14 protein-coding genes are annotated in these 18,521 nt (G+C 38.4%); 5 read left to right on the top strand and 9 right to left on the bottom strand.

Annotated elements, in window-relative coordinates; genetic code table 11:
* Positions 1-35 precede the first annotated feature (35 nt).
* A complete protein-coding gene (locus J4051_RS11895) occupies positions 36-1,142 on the top strand; it encodes a mechanosensitive ion channel family protein (RefSeq protein WP_208234097.1) in 1,107 nt (368 codons plus the stop codon).
* A 124-nt stretch (positions 1,143-1,266) separates the two neighbouring features.
* On the opposite strand, the gene J4051_RS11890 is transcribed toward J4051_RS11895, so the two are convergent.
* Positions 1,267-1,653, bottom strand: coding sequence for a hypothetical protein (locus J4051_RS11890; RefSeq protein WP_208234096.1), 387 nt, complete (start codon positions 1,651-1,653; stop codon positions 1,267-1,269).
* A gap of 402 nt (positions 1,654-2,055) precedes the next feature.
* Between J4051_RS11890 and J4051_RS11885 the strand changes: the two genes are divergently transcribed.
* Positions 2,056-3,213 (top strand): baeRF7 domain-containing protein, encoded by a 1,158-nt coding sequence (locus tag J4051_RS11885; protein ID WP_208234095.1) that lies wholly within the window; start codon positions 2,056-2,058, stop codon positions 3,211-3,213.
* Positions 3,214-3,351: 138 nt separating this feature from the next.
* Here the strand turns inward: J4051_RS11885 and J4051_RS11880 are convergent, their stop codons facing one another.
* Both J4051_RS11880 and glk read right to left on the bottom strand, forming a co-directional pair.
* Entirely contained in the window at positions 3,352-4,158 is an 807-nt protein-coding gene (locus J4051_RS11880) for an aspartate dehydrogenase (RefSeq protein ID WP_208234094.1), read from the bottom strand.
* Positions 4,159-4,298: 140 nt separating this feature from the next.
* On the bottom strand, positions 4,299-5,375 hold the full coding sequence (gene glk / locus J4051_RS11875; protein WP_208234093.1) for a glucokinase: 1,077 nt from the start codon (positions 5,373-5,375) through the stop codon (positions 4,299-4,301).
* Positions 5,376-5,924: 549 nt separating this feature from the next.
* Between glk and J4051_RS11870 the strand changes: the two genes are divergently transcribed.
* A complete protein-coding gene (locus J4051_RS11870; RefSeq protein ID WP_208234092.1) occupies positions 5,925-6,713 on the top strand; it encodes a cupin-like domain-containing protein in 789 nt (262 codons plus the stop codon).
* A 150-nt stretch (positions 6,714-6,863) separates the two neighbouring features.
* Here the strand turns inward: J4051_RS11870 and J4051_RS11865 are convergent, their stop codons facing one another.
* Positions 6,864-9,830, bottom strand: a complete 2,967-nt coding sequence (locus tag J4051_RS11865; RefSeq protein ID WP_236027399.1) for a glycoside hydrolase family 3 N-terminal domain-containing protein — start codon at positions 9,828-9,830, stop codon at positions 6,864-6,866.
* A 239-nt stretch (positions 9,831-10,069) separates the two neighbouring features.
* On the opposite strand from J4051_RS11865, the gene J4051_RS11860 reads away from it, so the two are divergent.
* Positions 10,070-11,059: a DNA topoisomerase IB gene (locus tag J4051_RS11860; RefSeq protein ID WP_208234091.1), complete on the top strand. Its 990-nt coding sequence runs from the start codon at positions 10,070-10,072 to the stop codon at positions 11,057-11,059.
* 277 nt (positions 11,060-11,336) lie between these two features.
* Positions 11,337-12,944 (top strand): FMN-binding glutamate synthase family protein, encoded by a 1,608-nt coding sequence (locus J4051_RS11855; RefSeq protein ID WP_208234090.1) that lies wholly within the window; start codon positions 11,337-11,339, stop codon positions 12,942-12,944.
* Positions 12,945-13,078: 134 nt separating this feature from the next.
* Here the strand turns inward: J4051_RS11855 and J4051_RS11850 are convergent, their stop codons facing one another.
* From J4051_RS11850 to J4051_RS11830, 5 genes are all read right to left on the bottom strand, one after another.
* The gene (locus J4051_RS11850; RefSeq protein WP_208234089.1) at positions 13,079-14,047 is read right to left on the bottom strand and encodes an MlaD family protein; all 969 of its coding nucleotides are present in this window, start codon (positions 14,045-14,047) and stop codon (positions 13,079-13,081) included.
* Positions 14,048-14,052: 5 nt separating this feature from the next.
* The gene (locus J4051_RS11845) at positions 14,053-14,805 is read right to left on the bottom strand and encodes an ABC transporter ATP-binding protein (protein WP_208234088.1); all 753 of its coding nucleotides are present in this window, start codon (positions 14,803-14,805) and stop codon (positions 14,053-14,055) included.
* Positions 14,806-15,588 carry an MlaE family ABC transporter permease gene (locus J4051_RS11840; protein WP_208234087.1) on the bottom strand — a complete coding sequence of 261 codons (783 nt, stop codon included), beginning with the start codon at positions 15,586-15,588 and terminating at the stop codon, positions 14,806-14,808.
* A 246-nt stretch (positions 15,589-15,834) separates the two neighbouring features.
* Positions 15,835-17,316: a hypothetical protein gene (locus J4051_RS11835; protein ID WP_208234086.1), complete on the bottom strand. Its 1,482-nt coding sequence runs from the start codon at positions 17,314-17,316 to the stop codon at positions 15,835-15,837.
* A gap of 306 nt (positions 17,317-17,622) precedes the next feature.
* Positions 17,623-18,501 carry a universal stress protein gene (locus J4051_RS11830; RefSeq protein ID WP_208234085.1) on the bottom strand — a complete coding sequence of 293 codons (879 nt, stop codon included), beginning with the start codon at positions 18,499-18,501 and terminating at the stop codon, positions 17,623-17,625.
* Between the last annotated feature and the right edge of the window lie 20 nt (positions 18,502-18,521).

The following is an 18,521-nucleotide window of genomic DNA, read 5'->3' as shown; positions in this document are numbered from 1 at the left end:
CTACAACTACTGATTTGACCAACACTTTTAAAATTATGAACGAATTTTTAGAAACATACCAATCTGACATCATATACGCGACAACGGTTATTATAATCGTGACGGCGCTTTATTTATTAACCAGAGTTTTACGCAAGTGGTTCATTAAAAAAATCCAAGAAAAACTCCCGGGAGCATCGGTCAGACCCATAAATTTAATTAAACAAATCTTAACGGTATTATGGCTCTTGCTTGGTCTAATTGCATTGAGTTTCATCTTTATTGATGAGGAAACTGAAGCAGTTATGAGAGGCTATTCTAAACTGTTCGGTTATGTAGGTCTCGTAGCTGTGCTGACGATTATTTCCTTGATGATAAGCAATTTGTGGTTCAAGTATAAAATTTCCAAGAAAATTGAAGAGAATGATGATCCCACCAATTTTAAATTTCTGCGTTATGTTGCTTTAATTCTTATTGGACTTATTGGTGCCTTGATTGCTTCATTAGCCTTTCCATCGCTTAAAGGCGTTGCCCAAACTACTATTGGAGGTGCCGGCATTATTGCGCTGATTGTTGGGTTTGCCGCGCAAGAAGGCTTAGCGAACATCACAGGAGGCCTGTTTATTATTGCATTTAAACCATTTAGAATTGGCGATAGGGTGAAGATATCTGATACCATGGTGGGTACGGTCACGGATGTTACCTTGCGACATACCATCATTAGAAATTTTGAAAATAAACGAATCGTCATTCCCAATGCGATCATCAATAAAGAAAAATTGATCAATTATGATTTGGAAGAACACACCCTATGTGAACGCATAGAAATAGGGATTTCTTACGATAGTGATATCGATTTGGCAAAAAAAATCATGCAGGAAGAATGTGAAAACCATCCATTAATTCTTGATACCCGTTCACAATCAGATATTGAAGAAGGCAAACCGATGGTAAGAACAGCATTGACAGAACTGAATGATTTTTCAATGACCATCAGGGCATGGGCATGGGTACGCAACCACCCCGATTCATTTTCGTTAAAGTGTGATGTTCTGGAAAGCACTAAAAAACGCTTTGACAAAGAAGGTATTGAAATTCCGTATCCGTACAGAACGATCGTCATGAAAGATCTTACAGAAAAACACACCGAGAATTTAGAATAGTAGTTTCATTCAAAATGTCTACACTCAAGATTATTTGGTAGAACACAGCACGAATAAATCTGGTATACTCCCTACTTTACTGTGTTACTGCGTTATGAAGATTGTTTTGATTAATGCATTAAGATTATAAGTGTTCTTCTAAAAACCTGAACACATTCTTTTTAAGTTCGGCGTAGATTTCTCTTTGGGTTTCCATTCGGTTTCTAAAGTCCTTATGATCTTTGACCAAGTTTGCATCATGTTTGAGTTTACCGGCATCAGTTTGTGCCATTATAAACACCTCTTGATGTTCAAGAGCTTCAAGTAAATCTTCTATAACACCACCATGGAAAATAAATTGTTTCTGATAGTCCCCTATCTGATCAAGCACCTCCTTATCCCCCCAACGGGTGATAAATTCACTTAACTTGATGTTGAAAGACTCTAGTTCTTCCTTCCAAAAAGCAATCTCACCTTTCCATTGTTGATGTTCAAACTCCCTATTGGAGTTATATAAAACTGGTTTTTCCACTGTATTTTTCTTTAAAATGACGTTTCAAAGTTTCAATTCAATACCGATTCTTTGATAACCCAATATTTTTTTGAGACTGATGGTTTTAAAATTACCATCATCTATTACAAGTTCCAATGTATCAGATTTTACTAAAATTTGAAATGACCTAGGTCACTCGAATTTAAAATCAAGGTTCTTTCGAAATATAATTTCCCTATCTATTCCTTATATGTCATATGTCGAGAGAATTGATCCCTTTTGATAAGTGATGATTTTTGAAAAATAAAAAACACCCTATACCCCATTGTCGTTGAACTGACCCAGGTCATTTGACACTCGTTGTTTTAAAGGTATATTGGTAGTTACATGTACAGAAGTATTCAAGCTTCTGATAATTATTAATCTTAAAACCAAAATAATATGCCTTTGATAACTCAAAAAGAAATAGAGGAACTACACAATGTAAATCAAGAACATTGTATTTCAATTTTTATTCCGACACATCGAGCGGGTGAAAAAGTCTTACAGGAAGAAGATCCTTTATCTCTAAAAAACCAATTAAAAGACGCCAAGGATAAGTTGTCCCAAAAAGGACTTAATGCCGATGGAATCAATAAATTAACTCAGCCTATCCAGGAACTCATTGATAATAGTTCATTTTGGCGAGAACAATCTGATGGGCTTGCTATTTTTTCAGCTGATGGTTTTTTTAAAAGTTATACACTTCCCGTTCATTTCAAAGCGTATAGCCATATATCAAACACGTTCTATTTAAAACCATTGATGCCGATGTTTGTTGGTGATGGTAGTTTTTATTTGCTATCGCTTGACAGGGACAACGTGAAATTATACGAATGTAGAAGACACAGCTTCACTGAAATTGATATTGAGGATTTAATCCCAGAAACCAAACAGGATCGCGTTGGTTTTGATTTTGTTGAAAAAAACCTCCAATTTAGATCAGGAGCTACAGGATCTGGTCAAGCAATGTACCACGGACAGGAAGCAGCTACCGGCCAAAGAAAAAATGAAATCAAAAAGTATTTTAGGGCCATAAACGATGGACTTGCCACTATTTTCAGAGAGGAGACCATGCCCTTGTTAATTGCAGCTCAAAGTCCTCTTTTTGACATCTATAAGGAAGTCAATACTTATGCAAACCTCATGGAAGAAAATCTAACCACCGATTTCAGCGATACCGACATCTTTGAAATCCACGAATTGGCCTGGGAAAGAATGGCCCCTGTATTCGACCAAGAACGTAAGGACGATATTGCTCAGTTCTTAAATGAACAAGGAAAAGGAAAAACGTCAATTGGCATTGGAAAAATTTTACCGGCAGCCATTAATGGACAAATTGAAGCCTTATTCTGTGAAAACAAAGAAGATATTTTTGGAACCTACAAAGAAGAAAATGATGTCATAACGGTTACGGAAGGTGAAGATAAAGACAACAACATTTCATTAATGAATATGGCAGCCATAAAAACCTTCTTAAAAGGTGGTAACGTTTATTTGTTGGAAAAGGATGAAATGCCCAATCCAAACTCAAGGGTAAATGCCTTGTATAGGTATTAATACCGAAAATCATCATTTATAGAAATCACGTTTTTTCGATTGAAGAAGGCAGATTGACGAAATCATTGGATCTGAAAATTCATAAAGCAAAAGGGCTAATTTTTAAAGTTAGCCCTTTTTTTTCGGTGATTCAGGATACTAAAACCTAATAGGAGCAACTAAGTTTTTAAGTAAACCAATCACACTATAAGCCGCCAGTGAACTCGATTTAGGATTATCCTCAGACGGCGTCGTCTCAATAATAACCTTAACGTTTACAGTCTCTCCTTTTAGTTTGATCTTATGCTTATTGCTTTTAAATCCAGGAATACTTCTAATGGATACTTTAGTGTTTTCAACTCCTGTTGTTGCCAAAGCAGTAGCTACAGCCACATTTACATTTTTAGGAAAATGCTCAATGGCTTCCATTGCAGAGCCACTGAAAATTTCTTCTGTTTTTTCTTCAGAAAGCTTTCTACCTTTTAAAAATGGTGCTCCATTTATTGATTGTGGTGATTTCTCTGTAGTAATATTGACTTTGACATCCTCCATCGCCATTGATGCTCGTAAAACATCAAAACCGCCTACAGCTCCTGATGGGATATGCACGCGACTTTTATTATTGCGTGCTGTTTCTTTAACCTTATTATAAAACTCGTTGTCAGCAAGAGCACCAACGGATAAAGGAATGAGATGAATACCATTTGCTAAGATTTTAACGCCAATTTCTTTAAACACATCAGGAGAAGCAGCCTCTATAATATAATCTGGTTGATCGTCAATTATTTCATCTAAGGTTTTATAGGCCTTCCCACCTATCTCATCTGCCAACTTTATTGCATTTTCCAACTTACCACTAAATACACCTAAGATTTCAAAGTCCTCACGTAATTCCTGTGAAACAACTTTTCCAATAATACTACCTAATGATCCACTGCCGATGATGGCCAATTTAAATTTTCTCACTTTATCATGTTTTCTTTAATTATAACGAAAATCTTAAACACTAAAATAATTGCATACCCTGCTAAAATTAATGTTCATTACAAAGGTTTTTTAGTTTCATAAACACGAATCAAAAACTCATATTACAGTGTTTTTTCATCTCAATTTTCAATCCCCATAGCCGCATAATAGGCAGCTCCCATCATTGGTGTCTTATCATTCAAAACAATTTTGACCGGAATGGATTTCAATAAAGTCTCCATACGACCGACCTCAATAAACGTTTCATAAAACGCTTTTTTATCGATCAGACTGAGAATTTTTGGAACGATTCCACCACCTATATAAATACCGCCAGTAGATTTGTTCTTTAGAGCGAGTTGTGCCGATTCAATACTAAGATATTTCACGAAAAGCTGAAGTGATTTAACACAAATAGGGTCGCTTTCTTCTTTGGCAGCAGTAGAAATCACAACAGCAGGATCCCCTTCAAGAAATTGTTTACTAAGCCAATCCGGTTCTTTTTTACCTTCAAATTTTCGCAAAAATTGATAGATATTATAAATGCCCTGTCCCGAAACAACCCTTTCCCAACTGACATGACCAAATTTTGCATTCAAAAATTTCCAAAGTTCGATATCGACAAGATCTCTGGGACTAAAACTACAATGCCCGCCTTCACTGGCATAAGGGTGATAATGTGAACCGTCCCAATACATTCCAGCTTCACCAAGCCCTGTGCCGGGTGAGATAATTGAAGCATTGCCTTTGTTTATCTTACCTTCGGTAACAATTTCAAAATCCGTCTCTTCAAGTCCCGCGAGTCCGTAAGCATTGGCATGAAGATCGTTTATAAGCATGATGCGCTTGATATTCAATTCGGATTCCAACTTTTTTGCATCAATCTCCCAAGCAAAGTTGACGCCTCTAACTCTATCGCCATCTACTACCCCGGCCACACCTAAACAGGCACAATCAATGATATAGGTTTCATCACCTCGAAATTTAAGAATAGACTCTACAAAAGAAGCATGATCTTTGGTTGCATAGCGCTCTTTTTTGATTGAAATCAATTTTCCTTTTTCAATTTTGAAAAGTGCAAGATCCGTTTTTGATCCACCGACGTCAGCCGCCAAGACAATCCCCGAGCTTGGTAAGCTTTTCTTCTTGGAAGGATACGCCATAGGTAGCAAGGCGTCTGAAATATCGGGTAAGGAAATTGATTTGAATTTTTCCATAGGAGATCAAAATTTGAAATGAGACTGTAAATTACTCTTATTATTAGAATCCACAAATTCACCCAGTAATTACTTGGGGTTTTTAGAGTTATTAAAATCAGAACATGCTCACTACCAAACAATTAATTTAACTATTCTATAAAAATTATTAACAAACTTCTAAAATATCATATAATAATTATTTATATTTATGATGTATTTTTTGAACCCCTATAATAAAACATATAGGTCTCTCCTATTTCGGACACTGATGAACACTCTACTGTTAGAATATACACTGTTCTGATTTCATCCCCATAAAGCGAGCCGAGGGAATTATAATAGCAATTTTTAATCTTTATTGAATTTTAAGACTGAGCATTGAACAATGCTACATTCTATTCCTATTTGTCCTTTTTAAGCATGGGAAATAGATGAGTTGAACCAAATATAAAAGTTATAATATTTTGTCTATGTAATTTAAAAGTAAGAGAAATGGAGTCTCCAAATAGTATATCCAAAATAGAAAGATGCAGTGGTCTTTCAGAAAAAGAATTTTATAATAAATTTGTGAAAAACTCAGTCCCAGTAGTGGTAACCGACAAGGCGAAATGGGCATCTTCAGAAAAATTCACACCAGAATTCTTTAAAGCAAATTATAATCACTTAAAAAGAACCATAAACGGAAAAACCTATACCTTATCAGAAATAATTGATTTATGTATGGCCTCAACTCCAGAAAACAAAGCGCCCTATCCCAATATATTCGACCTCAATAACGATTTCCCAGAATATGTAGATGTCATACCAAAAATAGTTTACGGAAAATCCAACCGCTTATTCAGTCCTTTGTTATTGAATGTTTTCGCTAAACGAACAAATCAACGACAACTCTTTTTTGGCGGAAAAGGATGTTCCTTCCCAACCTTGCATATTGATTATCTTGGGGTACATACCCAATTGACTCAAATAATAGGAGAAAAAGACTTTATCTTATACTCACCTGACCAGACGCCTTGCTTTTATCCTGATAAAGTACTCCGCAACCAAAGCCCCGTTAATATCTTGGATCCTGATTATAGCAAATACCCGTTATTTAAAAATGCTAAGGCTATAAAAACCACTCTGAAACCAGGAGAAACGCTTTTCATCCCCTCTGGTTGGTGGCATACAACCTATATCCATAATTTCAATCTCACCTATGCCATTGACCATGTCAACTCATATAATTGGAATACTTTTATGGACGAAATATATTTATCTGCACGACAAAATCATCCGAAGCTCGCTTGGATGATTAAAGGCTATAAGGTGGTTTTAGGAAAAACATTTGATGTCAAAGAGACTTTATTAAACTAAGAATAAAATTAACCTCATTCTTTCTTGAAATTTCAGAAACCATCCTATAAATCCCTTTCGCTTTAATAGCACTCTAATTCATCTCATTTCGATTGTTGTAAAATTTGTATAGTCAATTTCCTTAATTACTTGAAAAAATTATCATGGCTATCATTTTTTAGGAGCTGCGTTTATTGCGTCATAAAGAATCTGCTGGATCTGCGTACGTGTATTCAAGTTGTACAAACGATAATTATCACGCGAGGGCGTCACACGGTTGGAAAGGAAAATGTACAATAAATCCGCCTCCGGATCCATCCAAACCATTGTCCCTGTAAATCCAGTGTGGCCAAAACTCAGATCACTTGCATCTGGTGCGGTATTGTGCACAATTCCATTCTTATCGGGACGACGTTTGTCAAAACCTAAGGCCCGCTTATTGTCTGAATCTGGAAATTGGGTTTTGGAAAAGTTTCTCAGAGTTTCCTCTTCAATATATCTTTTCCCACCATAAGTCCCCATATTGAGGTACATCTGCATCAATTTTGCAAGATCATTGGCATTTGCAAATAATCCTGCATGGCCTGAAACCCCGCCAAGCATGATCGCCGTTTCATCATGAACAGTCCCATGAATTGGAATATGACGGAAATAATAATCATTTTCGGTCGGTACAATTTCTTTTAATGGAAACTTATTCAATGGCTTGTAAGTAATCGTATTCGCGCCCAAAGGCCGGTAAAAATTGTTTTGCAAATAGGTATCAAAATCCTCATCTACCATGCTTTCAACAACACGAGGTGCTAAAATGAAAAAGAAGTCGGAATAGACATAAGCCTTCTTTTCCAACAAAGGAGACTTTCTTATTGCCTTGGCGATTTTATCTGAATAGTTACGATGCAAATACATGTCATCAGTAACTTTTGTGGGATATCGCGCTGAAGAATCCTTTTTTACGGTCCACCATTTATAACTACCGTTTTTTCGGTACATGTCTTTATAAAATGGAATCCAAGCTCGGAAACGTGCCTGGTGGGTTAAAATATCACGAAAAGAAATGTCTGCCTTATTGCTGCTTTTGAATTTTGGCAGATAATCGGCCAATGTACCGTCCAAATCAAACTTTCCTTCATCATATAACTTCATTAAGGCCGCCATGGCAGAGGAAATTTTAGTCACCGACGCCAAATCATATAAGTCGTCCTTTTTCACTTTTATGGTGTCGTTATAACTTTGAAGTCCGTAAGCCTTATAAAATACCACCTTCTGATTTTTAGCCACCAAAACCTGGCCACCAGGGATGGCTTTCATTTGCATGGCCTGCTGCATCAGCGAATCAATGCCATTGACTAAAACTTTAGAATCCATCCCAACCGCTTCGGGAAGCGTGTAACTAAACCGTAGGCCACCCTCAATTTCCAAGCCATCACCGGAATGGAATTTTTCGCCAATGCTCACAGGTAACTTTCCGTTGGCGCCAATGCCGCCAAAAATAAGCTGTGCTGTCAGTTCCTGTGTGTTTTTATTATCTTGATAGGCAACTATCAGTCCGGCAGCCTGTTCAATATGTTCTATTTTATTCAGGACATAAGGATTTTTGAAAAAGGTAATAACAGTATTTTCCTTCTCGGATAATTCACTGATAAATTTTTGCACCGAAGTCGAAAGTTCCAAACTATTACGTGGAAACCTGCTTGTATCGTGGATTGCTGTAATGACATAATCAAAATCTTCGAGATTTTTCTTCAATTCCATAACTTGTGCTTGGGTGGCCTTTAACGGTAATTGAAAATCGTCCACCTTGGTGTATAGTTTCAGACTTTTCTGAAACGGGGTTTCATGTTCAGAGCCAATGGAAACGGATGCAAACTTCACCAAATCCAACTCCCGAAAAGGAAGGATATCTTTATCGTTTTTAAGTACTGTAAGAGAAGCCGCAGCCAATTTTCGATTGAGTAGGTTGGCTTCTGGCGTATTTAGCTCGGTCAAAATATGTTCCGGTGCCATCGGTTGATAATTATCCAATCCAACCCATTGCTTTACGGCAAGTACTTTTCTGACCCGACGGTCTATTTCTTCTTGGGTTATCAATCCGCGTTCAATAGCTTTTTTGATTTCTGAAATGGCCTTTGGAACATTTTCGGTAAATTCCAAAAGATCATTTCCAGCAAGAATGGCGTCCTTATCCACAATTCCTGGCGAATAGGTTTTCGTAAGGGCTTTCATATTCATGGCATCGGTCACTATCAAGCCTTCAAAACCCATTTTATTCTTGAGCAAATCGGTAATAATAGGTTTGGATAATGTGGAAGGAATACCGGTGGAATCGAGTGCGGGAATATTCAAATGTGCAACCATTATACCGCCAATGCCTGCTTCAATTACTTTTCTAAATGGAAATAATTCGAGGGTATCCAACCGTTTTAAGGAATGATTGATTTGTGGTAAGTCAAAATGCGAATCGGTATCCGTATCGCCGTGCCCTGGGAAATGTTTGGCCGTAGTCATGACATAATTATCCTGCATTCCCCTCATATAAGCCACTGATTTGTCAGCCACATTGTATTTATCTTCTCCAAAAGATCGGAAATTGATCACTGGATTATTCGGATTATTGTTGACATCCACCACGGGAGCAAAATTGACATGTAAACCGGTACGTTTTATCTGCCGAGCAACCTCTGCGCCCATATCATAAATAAGCGTATTGTCCGAAATGGCACCCAAAGCCATCTGGAACGGGTAATTTATGGTGCTGTCTAAGCGCATTCCTAAACCCCATTCGGCATCAATGGCACCCAACAACGGAACTTTTGAAGCAGCTTGATAATCATTCATCAGCTTGACCTGAGATTCCGGATCACCCTGGAAGAAAATAAGTCCGCCAATCTTCTGTTCATTTATCAGCTTTAAAATTTCCTGCTTATGCTCTTCGCCCCTATTGGAATAAGCGGCCACCATGATGAGTTGTGCAATGCGTTCATCGGGAGACAGACGCTTCATGATGGAATCTACCCATCGGCTGTTTTCATATTTTAAAAATGGCGGTTTTTCAATTGAATTTTGCTGGGCCATAAGTGCTTCTACAGAAAACAGAAGTACCAACATAAGGATTATGGAAGCTGTTCTTTTTGACATTTTGGATAATTTTTTTGATTCTTGGTTAGAATATCAAAGTTAAATGGTTATACGTAATATCCAGTCAATCTGAAATAAATTTCAATACAAACTTTTCTTTTGACAAGATCCAAGTACATCTCATCCACGAAATGCCCTGTCCAATTTCCATCAAAATTTTTGCAATATGATCAAGAATTAGAGGTATTGAGATTATCAGACTTGTATTTTTGATTTATTTTTAAAAAAAAATCCCGACCATGTATTACAGAAAAAAACGCGGTAAAGGTTTTACCTATCAGGATAAAAATGGTAAAACCATTAAAGATGATGATATCCGTAACTGGATAAAATCGCTCGTCATTCCACCTGCGTGGACCGATGTTGAAATTAACGAAAATAGAAAAGCAGACCTCTTGGTGACAGGGCGGGATGATAAGGATCGGAAACAATATATCTATCATCCCAAGTATATTGAAAAACAAAACTCAAAAAAATTTGATCGCATTATTGAATTTGCGGATCAGTTGGAACATATGCGACGCGTCACTGGTCAGCATTTACGAAAACGAAAACTGAATCGCGATAAAGTCATGGCCACCATGCTCAGGTTATTGGAATCTGCATTTTTCAGACCTGGGAGCGATACTTACTCTAAGGAAAATGCGACCTACGGACTCACGACATTACGACATAAACATCTTACGATCAATGGGGACGAAATCATTTTTGAATATACAGGGAAGTCGGGTCAAGAGCAAGAAAAACATATCGTTGATAAAAAATTGGCCAAAATAGTTCAAGAGATTGATGATATGCAAGGTTATGAAATTTTTAAATATCTCGATGAAGACGATAATATTATCGATGTTAAAAGCGACGATCTGAATGCCTATATCCACGAAGTCATGGGTGAAGAATTCTCAGCCAAGGATTTTAGAACTTGGGCAGGAACCATGATTGCTGCCATCGCTTTGGATGAACTGGGTGTGGTGGACAAAAAAGATCAAAAGTCATTGGATAAAAATATTAAAGAAGCGGTTAACCGTGTCTCAGAACGATTGGGCAACACGCCTTCGGTTGCCAGAACCTCTTATATAGACCCAAGAATTATTGACGACTACACTCAAGGACGCACCTTGAAATATTTTGAAAAAGAAATCAATACATTACTCAAAAAAGCCGAAAATTTATCCAAAGAGGAAATTGGGGTCTTGTGTATGCTTCGTAGTCGTTTAAAACAGAAATAAAAGCATATAATACAGCCTCTTTTGGTTTAACCCACCCGTATTTATAGATTGGACATTACTATTGACCATCAATAAGTACATCTTAATATAACGACCGACAAACCACTCGCATAACCAAATATGGAGGTTAATCAATTGAGAAAATTTCAATATGAATTTTCAAGAAAATCATCTTTATATTTCGTAATTTACACTCAGTATTAAAAGAATTATTAAAAATTCACCTAAGCGCTCTATAGATGCTTAAAATAGGGCGGTGAGACTAAAAAATTCTGTTATGCGCACCAACTTTTGTATCCTATCAAGTGCCTCGCTCTTGATCACTCTCGCCCTAGCCATTTTTTTAAGTCCAAACTGGTATGTGCTTTTTGCCATTGTTTTAGGCCTAACCATTTTGGGATATTATGATATGTTTCAAACCCGACATACCATTATGCGAAATTATCCCGTCGTAGGGAGGCTACGCTATTTGCTGGAAGATTTACGACCAAAAATGTATCAGTATTTTATTGAATCCGATATTGATGGCCGTCCTTTTAATCGCGTTGACCGCTCCACGGTTTATCAAAGGGCAAAAGGCGTTCGGGATACGATTCCGTTTGGCACCCAGCTGGATCTCTATGCAGAAGGCTATGAATGGATTTGCCACTCTATCGCGCCAAAACCTTTTGAGACCTTAGATCATGATCCCCGGTTTCTGATCGGAAACAAGGATTGTAAACACCCTTACTCCGCCAGTATTTTAAATATTTCAGCCATGAGTTTCGGTGCCATTAGTGGAAATGCCGTTGAGGCCTTGAATGCCGGTGCTAAAATTGGGAACTTTGCCCATAATACTGGCGAGGGTGGTTTGAGTGATTATCATTTAAAGCATGGCGGCGATTTGATTTGGCAAATCGGTACCGCTTATTTTGGATGTCGGGATGAAGAAGGAAAATTCAATCCGGAACTATTTGCTGAAAAAGCAAAACATCCCCACGTCAAAATGATTGAACTCAAAATTTCACAAGGTGCCAAACCTGGCCATGGCGGCATTTTACCGGCCGAGAAAAACTCAGAGGAAATTGCACGAATCCGACACATTAAACCACATACCAGAGTCAACTCCCCGCCCTACCATTCCGCTTTTAACTCACCAATTGAAATGGTGGAGTTCATTCAAAAACTAAGAGATTTATCTGGCGGAAAACCCGTTGGATTTAAGTTGTGTATTGGTTATAAAAGCGAATTTATATCCATTTGTCAAGCCATGTTGGACCTGGATATCTATCCTGACTATATTGCTGTAGATGGTGGCGAAGGAGGCACGGGCGCCGCACCACCGGAGTTCAGTAACTATGTCGGTGCCCCGTTGATTGACGGTCTTGATTTTGTCCATAATATTCTCAATGGATTGGATATACGGAAACACATCAAACTTATTGCCTCTGGTAAAATCACCTCTGCCTTTCATGTGGCACGTGCCATTGCCTTGGGAGCCGACGGATGTTATCAGGCTCGTGGTATGAAAATGGCCTTGGGCTGTATTCAAGCGCTGTTGTGCAACACCAATAAGTGTCCCACAGGAATCACCACACAGGACCCAAGGTTGACGATAGGTTTGGTTCCTGAAGACAAAAAGGTCCGTGTGGCAAATTATCATGAAAAGACAATAAAAAACTTTGTTGAACTCTTGGGCGCAACCGGTTTGGATGAAGCAAAAAACCTAACCCGATCCCATATTTATCGACGGGTCTCACTGAATGCCATGATTACTTATGAAGAACTTTTTCCATCCATAAAAGCAGGAACAATGCTCAATGAAGAAGCCATTCCGGCGAAATATAAATCCGATTTTGCCCAAGCAAATAAAAATCGTTGGGGCATCCATCCGATAGCCGTTTAAATTAGATTAGTGTGGGTCGATCCATAGGTCACAAGCTGATTATATCGAATTCAACCTCAGCAGATATCCTGAAATTTATTTGAAGTCGTTAATCGAGTTCTTCAGGGCATTAAAATCCATAAGCAAGAGGAAACCTACTCATTCTTCTTGGCTTCCTTCCGTTCTTGGCGTGCTTTTTTCTTAAAATAACCACGAAAAAAGAAGTTATGCTGCAAGGCCTCCATGTTTTCATTTAGTTTTTCTGATGCTTCCTTTATCTGAATCATTGTAGAATCTATTTCCTTTACGAAAGCTTCATCTTGCGTAAGATGATTGAGAGCGCCCTTTCCTGATTTTATTTCCGATATATAAGCATCCAAGTTTTTGGTGATAACATTGACATCTTCGCTAGAGGTTTCTAAGTTGGCAAACACCTTTCTGATTTGATTGGCGGCGGCGGTATCGCTTAAAATAACCGCAGCAGCACTGTCATCAAAATTGATTTTGGAGATGATCTGATTGATCTTAGCCATGGCCAAACCAGTGCCTTCGGAAGTTTTTCTGAGCTCCACAAGCGTTTGTTGTATGTTCTGTGCCATGATCGTGTCGTTAATCAACACCCCTAAGGCGCCTTCACCCAGTAGGATTTGATTGGTTATTCTTGATAGGTTCTCACTGGTAGCGCCCAAGGTTACCAGCATATCGTCCATGCCCACTTTACTGGATGCCTGAATATAATCTCCAGCCACCACATTTACTTCTTGCTGTTGATCTCCAGGAGTGATATTCACTACCATGCTCCCAACCAAACCATCTGAACTGATGGATGCAACAGCATCCTTTTTAATGAAATATGCCGCTTTTTCCTCCACCGTCATCTCGATAGTGATCTTACCGACTTCGGTCATCTCGATTTTGGTCACCGTCCCAACATTAATGCCAGAGTAGCGCACATTATTCCCTAATATGAGGCCGTTTACATTATCAAAAACGGAATATAATTGAATGTTCTTGGTAAATATATGCTGTCGCGATCCTATAAAATATAGGGCACCCACGAGAATTATTGTGCCCACGACCACAAAAATTCCGACTCTTATTTTTTGTGAATTTGATTTTGCCATAAAATTTAATTTTTAAAAAATGCTCTGGTCTGTGGATCGTTCGAATTTGAAAGCTCCTCAAAGGTGCCCTCGGCATAATTGATGCCATCGACCAATAAGATCATCCGGTTTGAAATAACACGTGCGCAATCCACATCGTGTGTAATGATTAATGATGAGGTGTTATATTCTTTTTGAATGCTTCGCATGAGCTGAATGATTTCATTTGCCGTAATTGGGTCCAATCCCGTTGTGGGTTCATCGTACATAATGATTTTAGGCTTCAGAATCAGTGCTCTTGCCAAGGCCACCCTGCGTTGCATTCCGCCCGACAATTCTGCAGGCATCCTGTCTATGGCGTCCAAAAGCCCGACACTTTTAAGCGCTTCGTGAACCGATGCTTCAGTCCCCTTAAAGTCTTTGATCTTATCCTTATGCCGCCGAAGTGGAAACTCCAGATTTTCTCGAACCGTCATTGAATCGTATAAGGCACTTCCTTGGAAAAGATAGCCGATTTCAGTCCGTAAAAAATCCAATTCCTTTTGACCCATGGTGATAATATCCTGATCCTTGATCCTAATACTGCCGCTATCAGGCTGGATCAAACCCACAATACATTTTACCATCACCGATTTTCCAGAACCCGATTTCCCCATGATGACGAGGTTTTCCCCTTCATGGAGTGTCAGACTGAATCCCTTGAGCACATGGTTGTCACCAAAGCTCTTTTTAATGTCTTTCAGTTCTAATACGGGTTTTTTATTTTCTTCGGAATTCATTTATAGTGTGTAAAATATATCGGTTACAAAAACGGCGATAAAGTCAATAATAAACAGCAACATGGAGGTGTAAACCACTGCTGAGTTTGATGCCTCTCCCACGCCAACGGTTCCTTTGGCGCAATTATAGCCTTTATAGGTACCCATAAGACCAATCGCAAATCCAAAGAAAAAAGTTTTGACCGTTGCGGGGAAAACATCACTAAATTTCAAGGCGTCAAAAACCTGATTGAAATAAAGCGTGTAGGACACCCCTCCCTTTAAGTTTTCCACAATGGCAGAACCTACAAGCGCGACGGCATCACCCAAAATCACTAATAAAGGCAACATGAGCGTGACGGCAAGAATCCGGGTGACTACCAAATATTTAAACGGATTGGTACCTGAAACTTCCATGGCATCAATCTGCTCGGTCACCCGCATCGATCCAATCTCTGCGCCTATCCCTGATCCGATCCTTCCGGCACAGATCAACGCAATAATCACCGGGCCAATCTCTCTAACAATGGACAAACTGATCATGGACGGCATCCAAGACTCCGCTCCAAATTGCATCAAAGTAGGTCGCGATTGAAGTGTAAAAACCAGACCTAAAATAAATCCGGTGACGATCACCAAAAACAAGGACCGGTTGCCCATATTGTAACATTGCCGGAGCAGTTCCCTAAACTCAAAAGGCTTACTGAACAATTCCCTAAAAAACCTACCGACAAAAAAAGTCATATCACCTATTTCAGCGAAAAACGATTTTGTGCGATCTAAAAAGGAGTTTGGCTTGGACATTTAATTATAGGTGATTGATTCAAATATAAGTAGGAGTTTTTTCTAAATACATGATATGGGTCAGTATTGACAAAACAACTCATAAGCTACAGGATTATAAGATCGACACTCCGAGTCTCAAAAGAGCTAATTAGTGCATGTTTCGACTTCTATTTCCTATATCAATAATAAAAAACCAACCTCTAAAAAGAGGTCGGTTTTAAAAAATTAAGTAAATTAAAATATTAACGATGATATTTACATCTTCTATTTAGATAGATTGATTATTATTCCGACGCCTATTCCGACTCCTTTCAAGTCATAATCATTAGATCGCTCCACTTGCCTGCCTCCGTTGACTTGTCCAAAAGTATAGGTGCCGTCATCACGTGCTGGATCCCCTGGATTTAACTGCGTCTGGTTCGCCTTGATTTTGCCCATGATATAATTTCCTTCTGCCCATATTCCGATTTTGGAAGATATCGCATAAGTCATTCTCAACCTTGGGATCCAGAAAAAACTGCTGCTCTTTGTTTCCTTTTGATTGAATAGTTGCACAGGAATTTTAGAATCTCCTTCCTGAAATTGTTGGATAAAGGAAAATTCATCTTGTTTGAATGAAGCCAATCCTCCTTGAAGAATTGCGCTTACTGCTGCCTTACTTCCAAAACCAAAGTTAATTTGGGGTCCAACACCAAACATCATTAAAGATTGTTTTATGGAACTTTCGTTATTGCGTTTTACTGAAGAAGGCATCCCAGCAACTTCATAGCCTTTGGGCTTTTCCCTGAATCCATCTTTATTTGACGCCATATAATCACCCGATATATAGACTCCATAAGAAATCGAGCGCTCCCTGGTTACTGGAATATAAGCGCCTAATTCCGCCCCATACATTTGGTTGACATAGCCATCATTCTTCACATCATCTCCCATTGGATTATAAACGCCGCCTGTAACCAAAGAAATATTTTCATAAAGTACAGCATTGTCAATCTTACCATTTGGATTGCCCACTCCGCCATCCTGACCTTCTTCGTCATCAAACCAATCATGTTCCACTCCAGAGGCATCTACCCATGTAGTAGGCGTCCCGTCTGGTTCACTTGGTCCAACCCCACCGCCACCTCCGTTATAGCAACCACTGAGGCATTTTTGTGGGACTCTTTCTGATCCAACAAAAAATCTTTTGTCATTATAGGTCTTTACCAATAACCAAATGCTTGCACTATCGAGATGGCTCCCGCTCGTAATAGTTACAGTCCCTGACCATTCAGAATGATTACTTCCCATAAAAACTCTATAGATAGTACCATTTGCCGGAATAAGTCGATTCCCATTTCTATCACAATAGTTTTTTAGTGGATCAATAGTTGCTACATTCTCCACAGATAAGTAACCGTTGGCACCATTATATGTCACAGCATCGCCAGAAGGGTGAGGAAGACCTGAGAAATTAGGAAGCACTGCTATTTGTGCTGCTGTTGCGTAAAATTGTTTTCTGACACCAACGACATCAATATAACGTTTTTCACTAACACCTGTATTCGTGGCCTTATCACTATAGAGGGTTAAATTATAGCCTTCTACTGGACACCTTTCTTGTCGAACAACATCTCTTGTGGGTTCTTGGGCCAATTTTTCTTTAATCTCTGTCTCTGTTGAACCTTGGTTTTTTGGGTTCATTTTTTGTTGTCCATAACTCTGAAAAGTAAATAGGCAAACTAAAATAAATAATGACTTTTTCATTTGTATTCGTGTTTAAGTTAAAAAATCACACCAATCACACATCTGATTGGTGCTTTCATGATGATATACACGAAAAGACAAATTTGTTACCCCATTATTTTGAATTAATTTAGCATTAAATTCCTGATTTATTATAAAAAACAGGTTGCTTCCTGATTGAAACTAATGTAACTATCAGATAATCAATAGATTTAAGTTCGTTGATTTATATGATATAATTATAGAAATTTTCGATGCGAATGATAAAATGCCTCTCCAGATACTATCTAAAGAGGCATTGATTGTAATAAAATTCAAAAAATCAACTTACCGTATCACCAATAGCGGCATTTTTCGATTTCTAATCAATAAATCGTTGGTGACACTTCCCACAAATAATGAGGTGATATTATTTCCACCTCGAGCCGAGACCACGACAATATCAAAATCGCCTTTTTCTGCGTGAAGTTCAATTGCTTCAACTACTGAAAGGCCTTCCCTATCCGTATATCGAAACGGAAGTTCTTCACGAAGTTTAAATTTCTTTCGGAAGTGTTTCACTTTCTCCTTAAGATGGAGCTTGGTTTTATCAATCGCCTTTTCTGTGTTGATATATGGGAAGAAAAAGGAAGGAATATTATAAACATGCAATCCTTCTATATTTCCACCAGAGCGTTCGACCAAACTGTCGGCAACTTTAAAGCATTTTGCCGAAGCAGAACTAAAATCGGTCGGAACCAATACATTTTCCATTCTATGCTTGGCCTCCTCGGGAACCAGTAGTACATGGGCATCGAGCATCCGCACCAATTTTTGACTCAAAGCGCCAGTGCCCTGCAGTTCATCTTTATTACCGGTGACCATAATATCAATCTTATACTCTTTGGCGAGATGGGTCAGAATGCTCTCCGTATAGTCATCAGAAGTAATTAATATCGTATGCGGGACAGAAGCTGTATAATGCCTTTGAATGGATCTTTCCAAGCCTCTATCTACAATGTCTTCTACCGTAATCCCTTCTTCGAGGAACTCATCGTAGAGATCGTATAATTTATATTGTTTGATATTATGGGTGAAATATAAATGCTCAATATTCCACACTTCACAAAGAAAACTAACGTAACCTAACAAAATGGGATCCATTTCAGTAAGGTCTAAAGCTACCATCAGTTTTAAATTGTTTTCTAATTTTATTTTCTTTGTCATTTGATTTTTTTAAGGATTAC

Source organism: Gelidibacter pelagius, assembly GCF_017581925.1.
GTDB classification, from domain to species: Bacteria; Bacteroidota; Bacteroidia; order Flavobacteriales; family Flavobacteriaceae; genus Gelidibacter; species Gelidibacter pelagius.
Note: the sequence above shows the minus strand (reverse complement) of the source record. Positions and strands in the feature narration are given on the sequence as shown.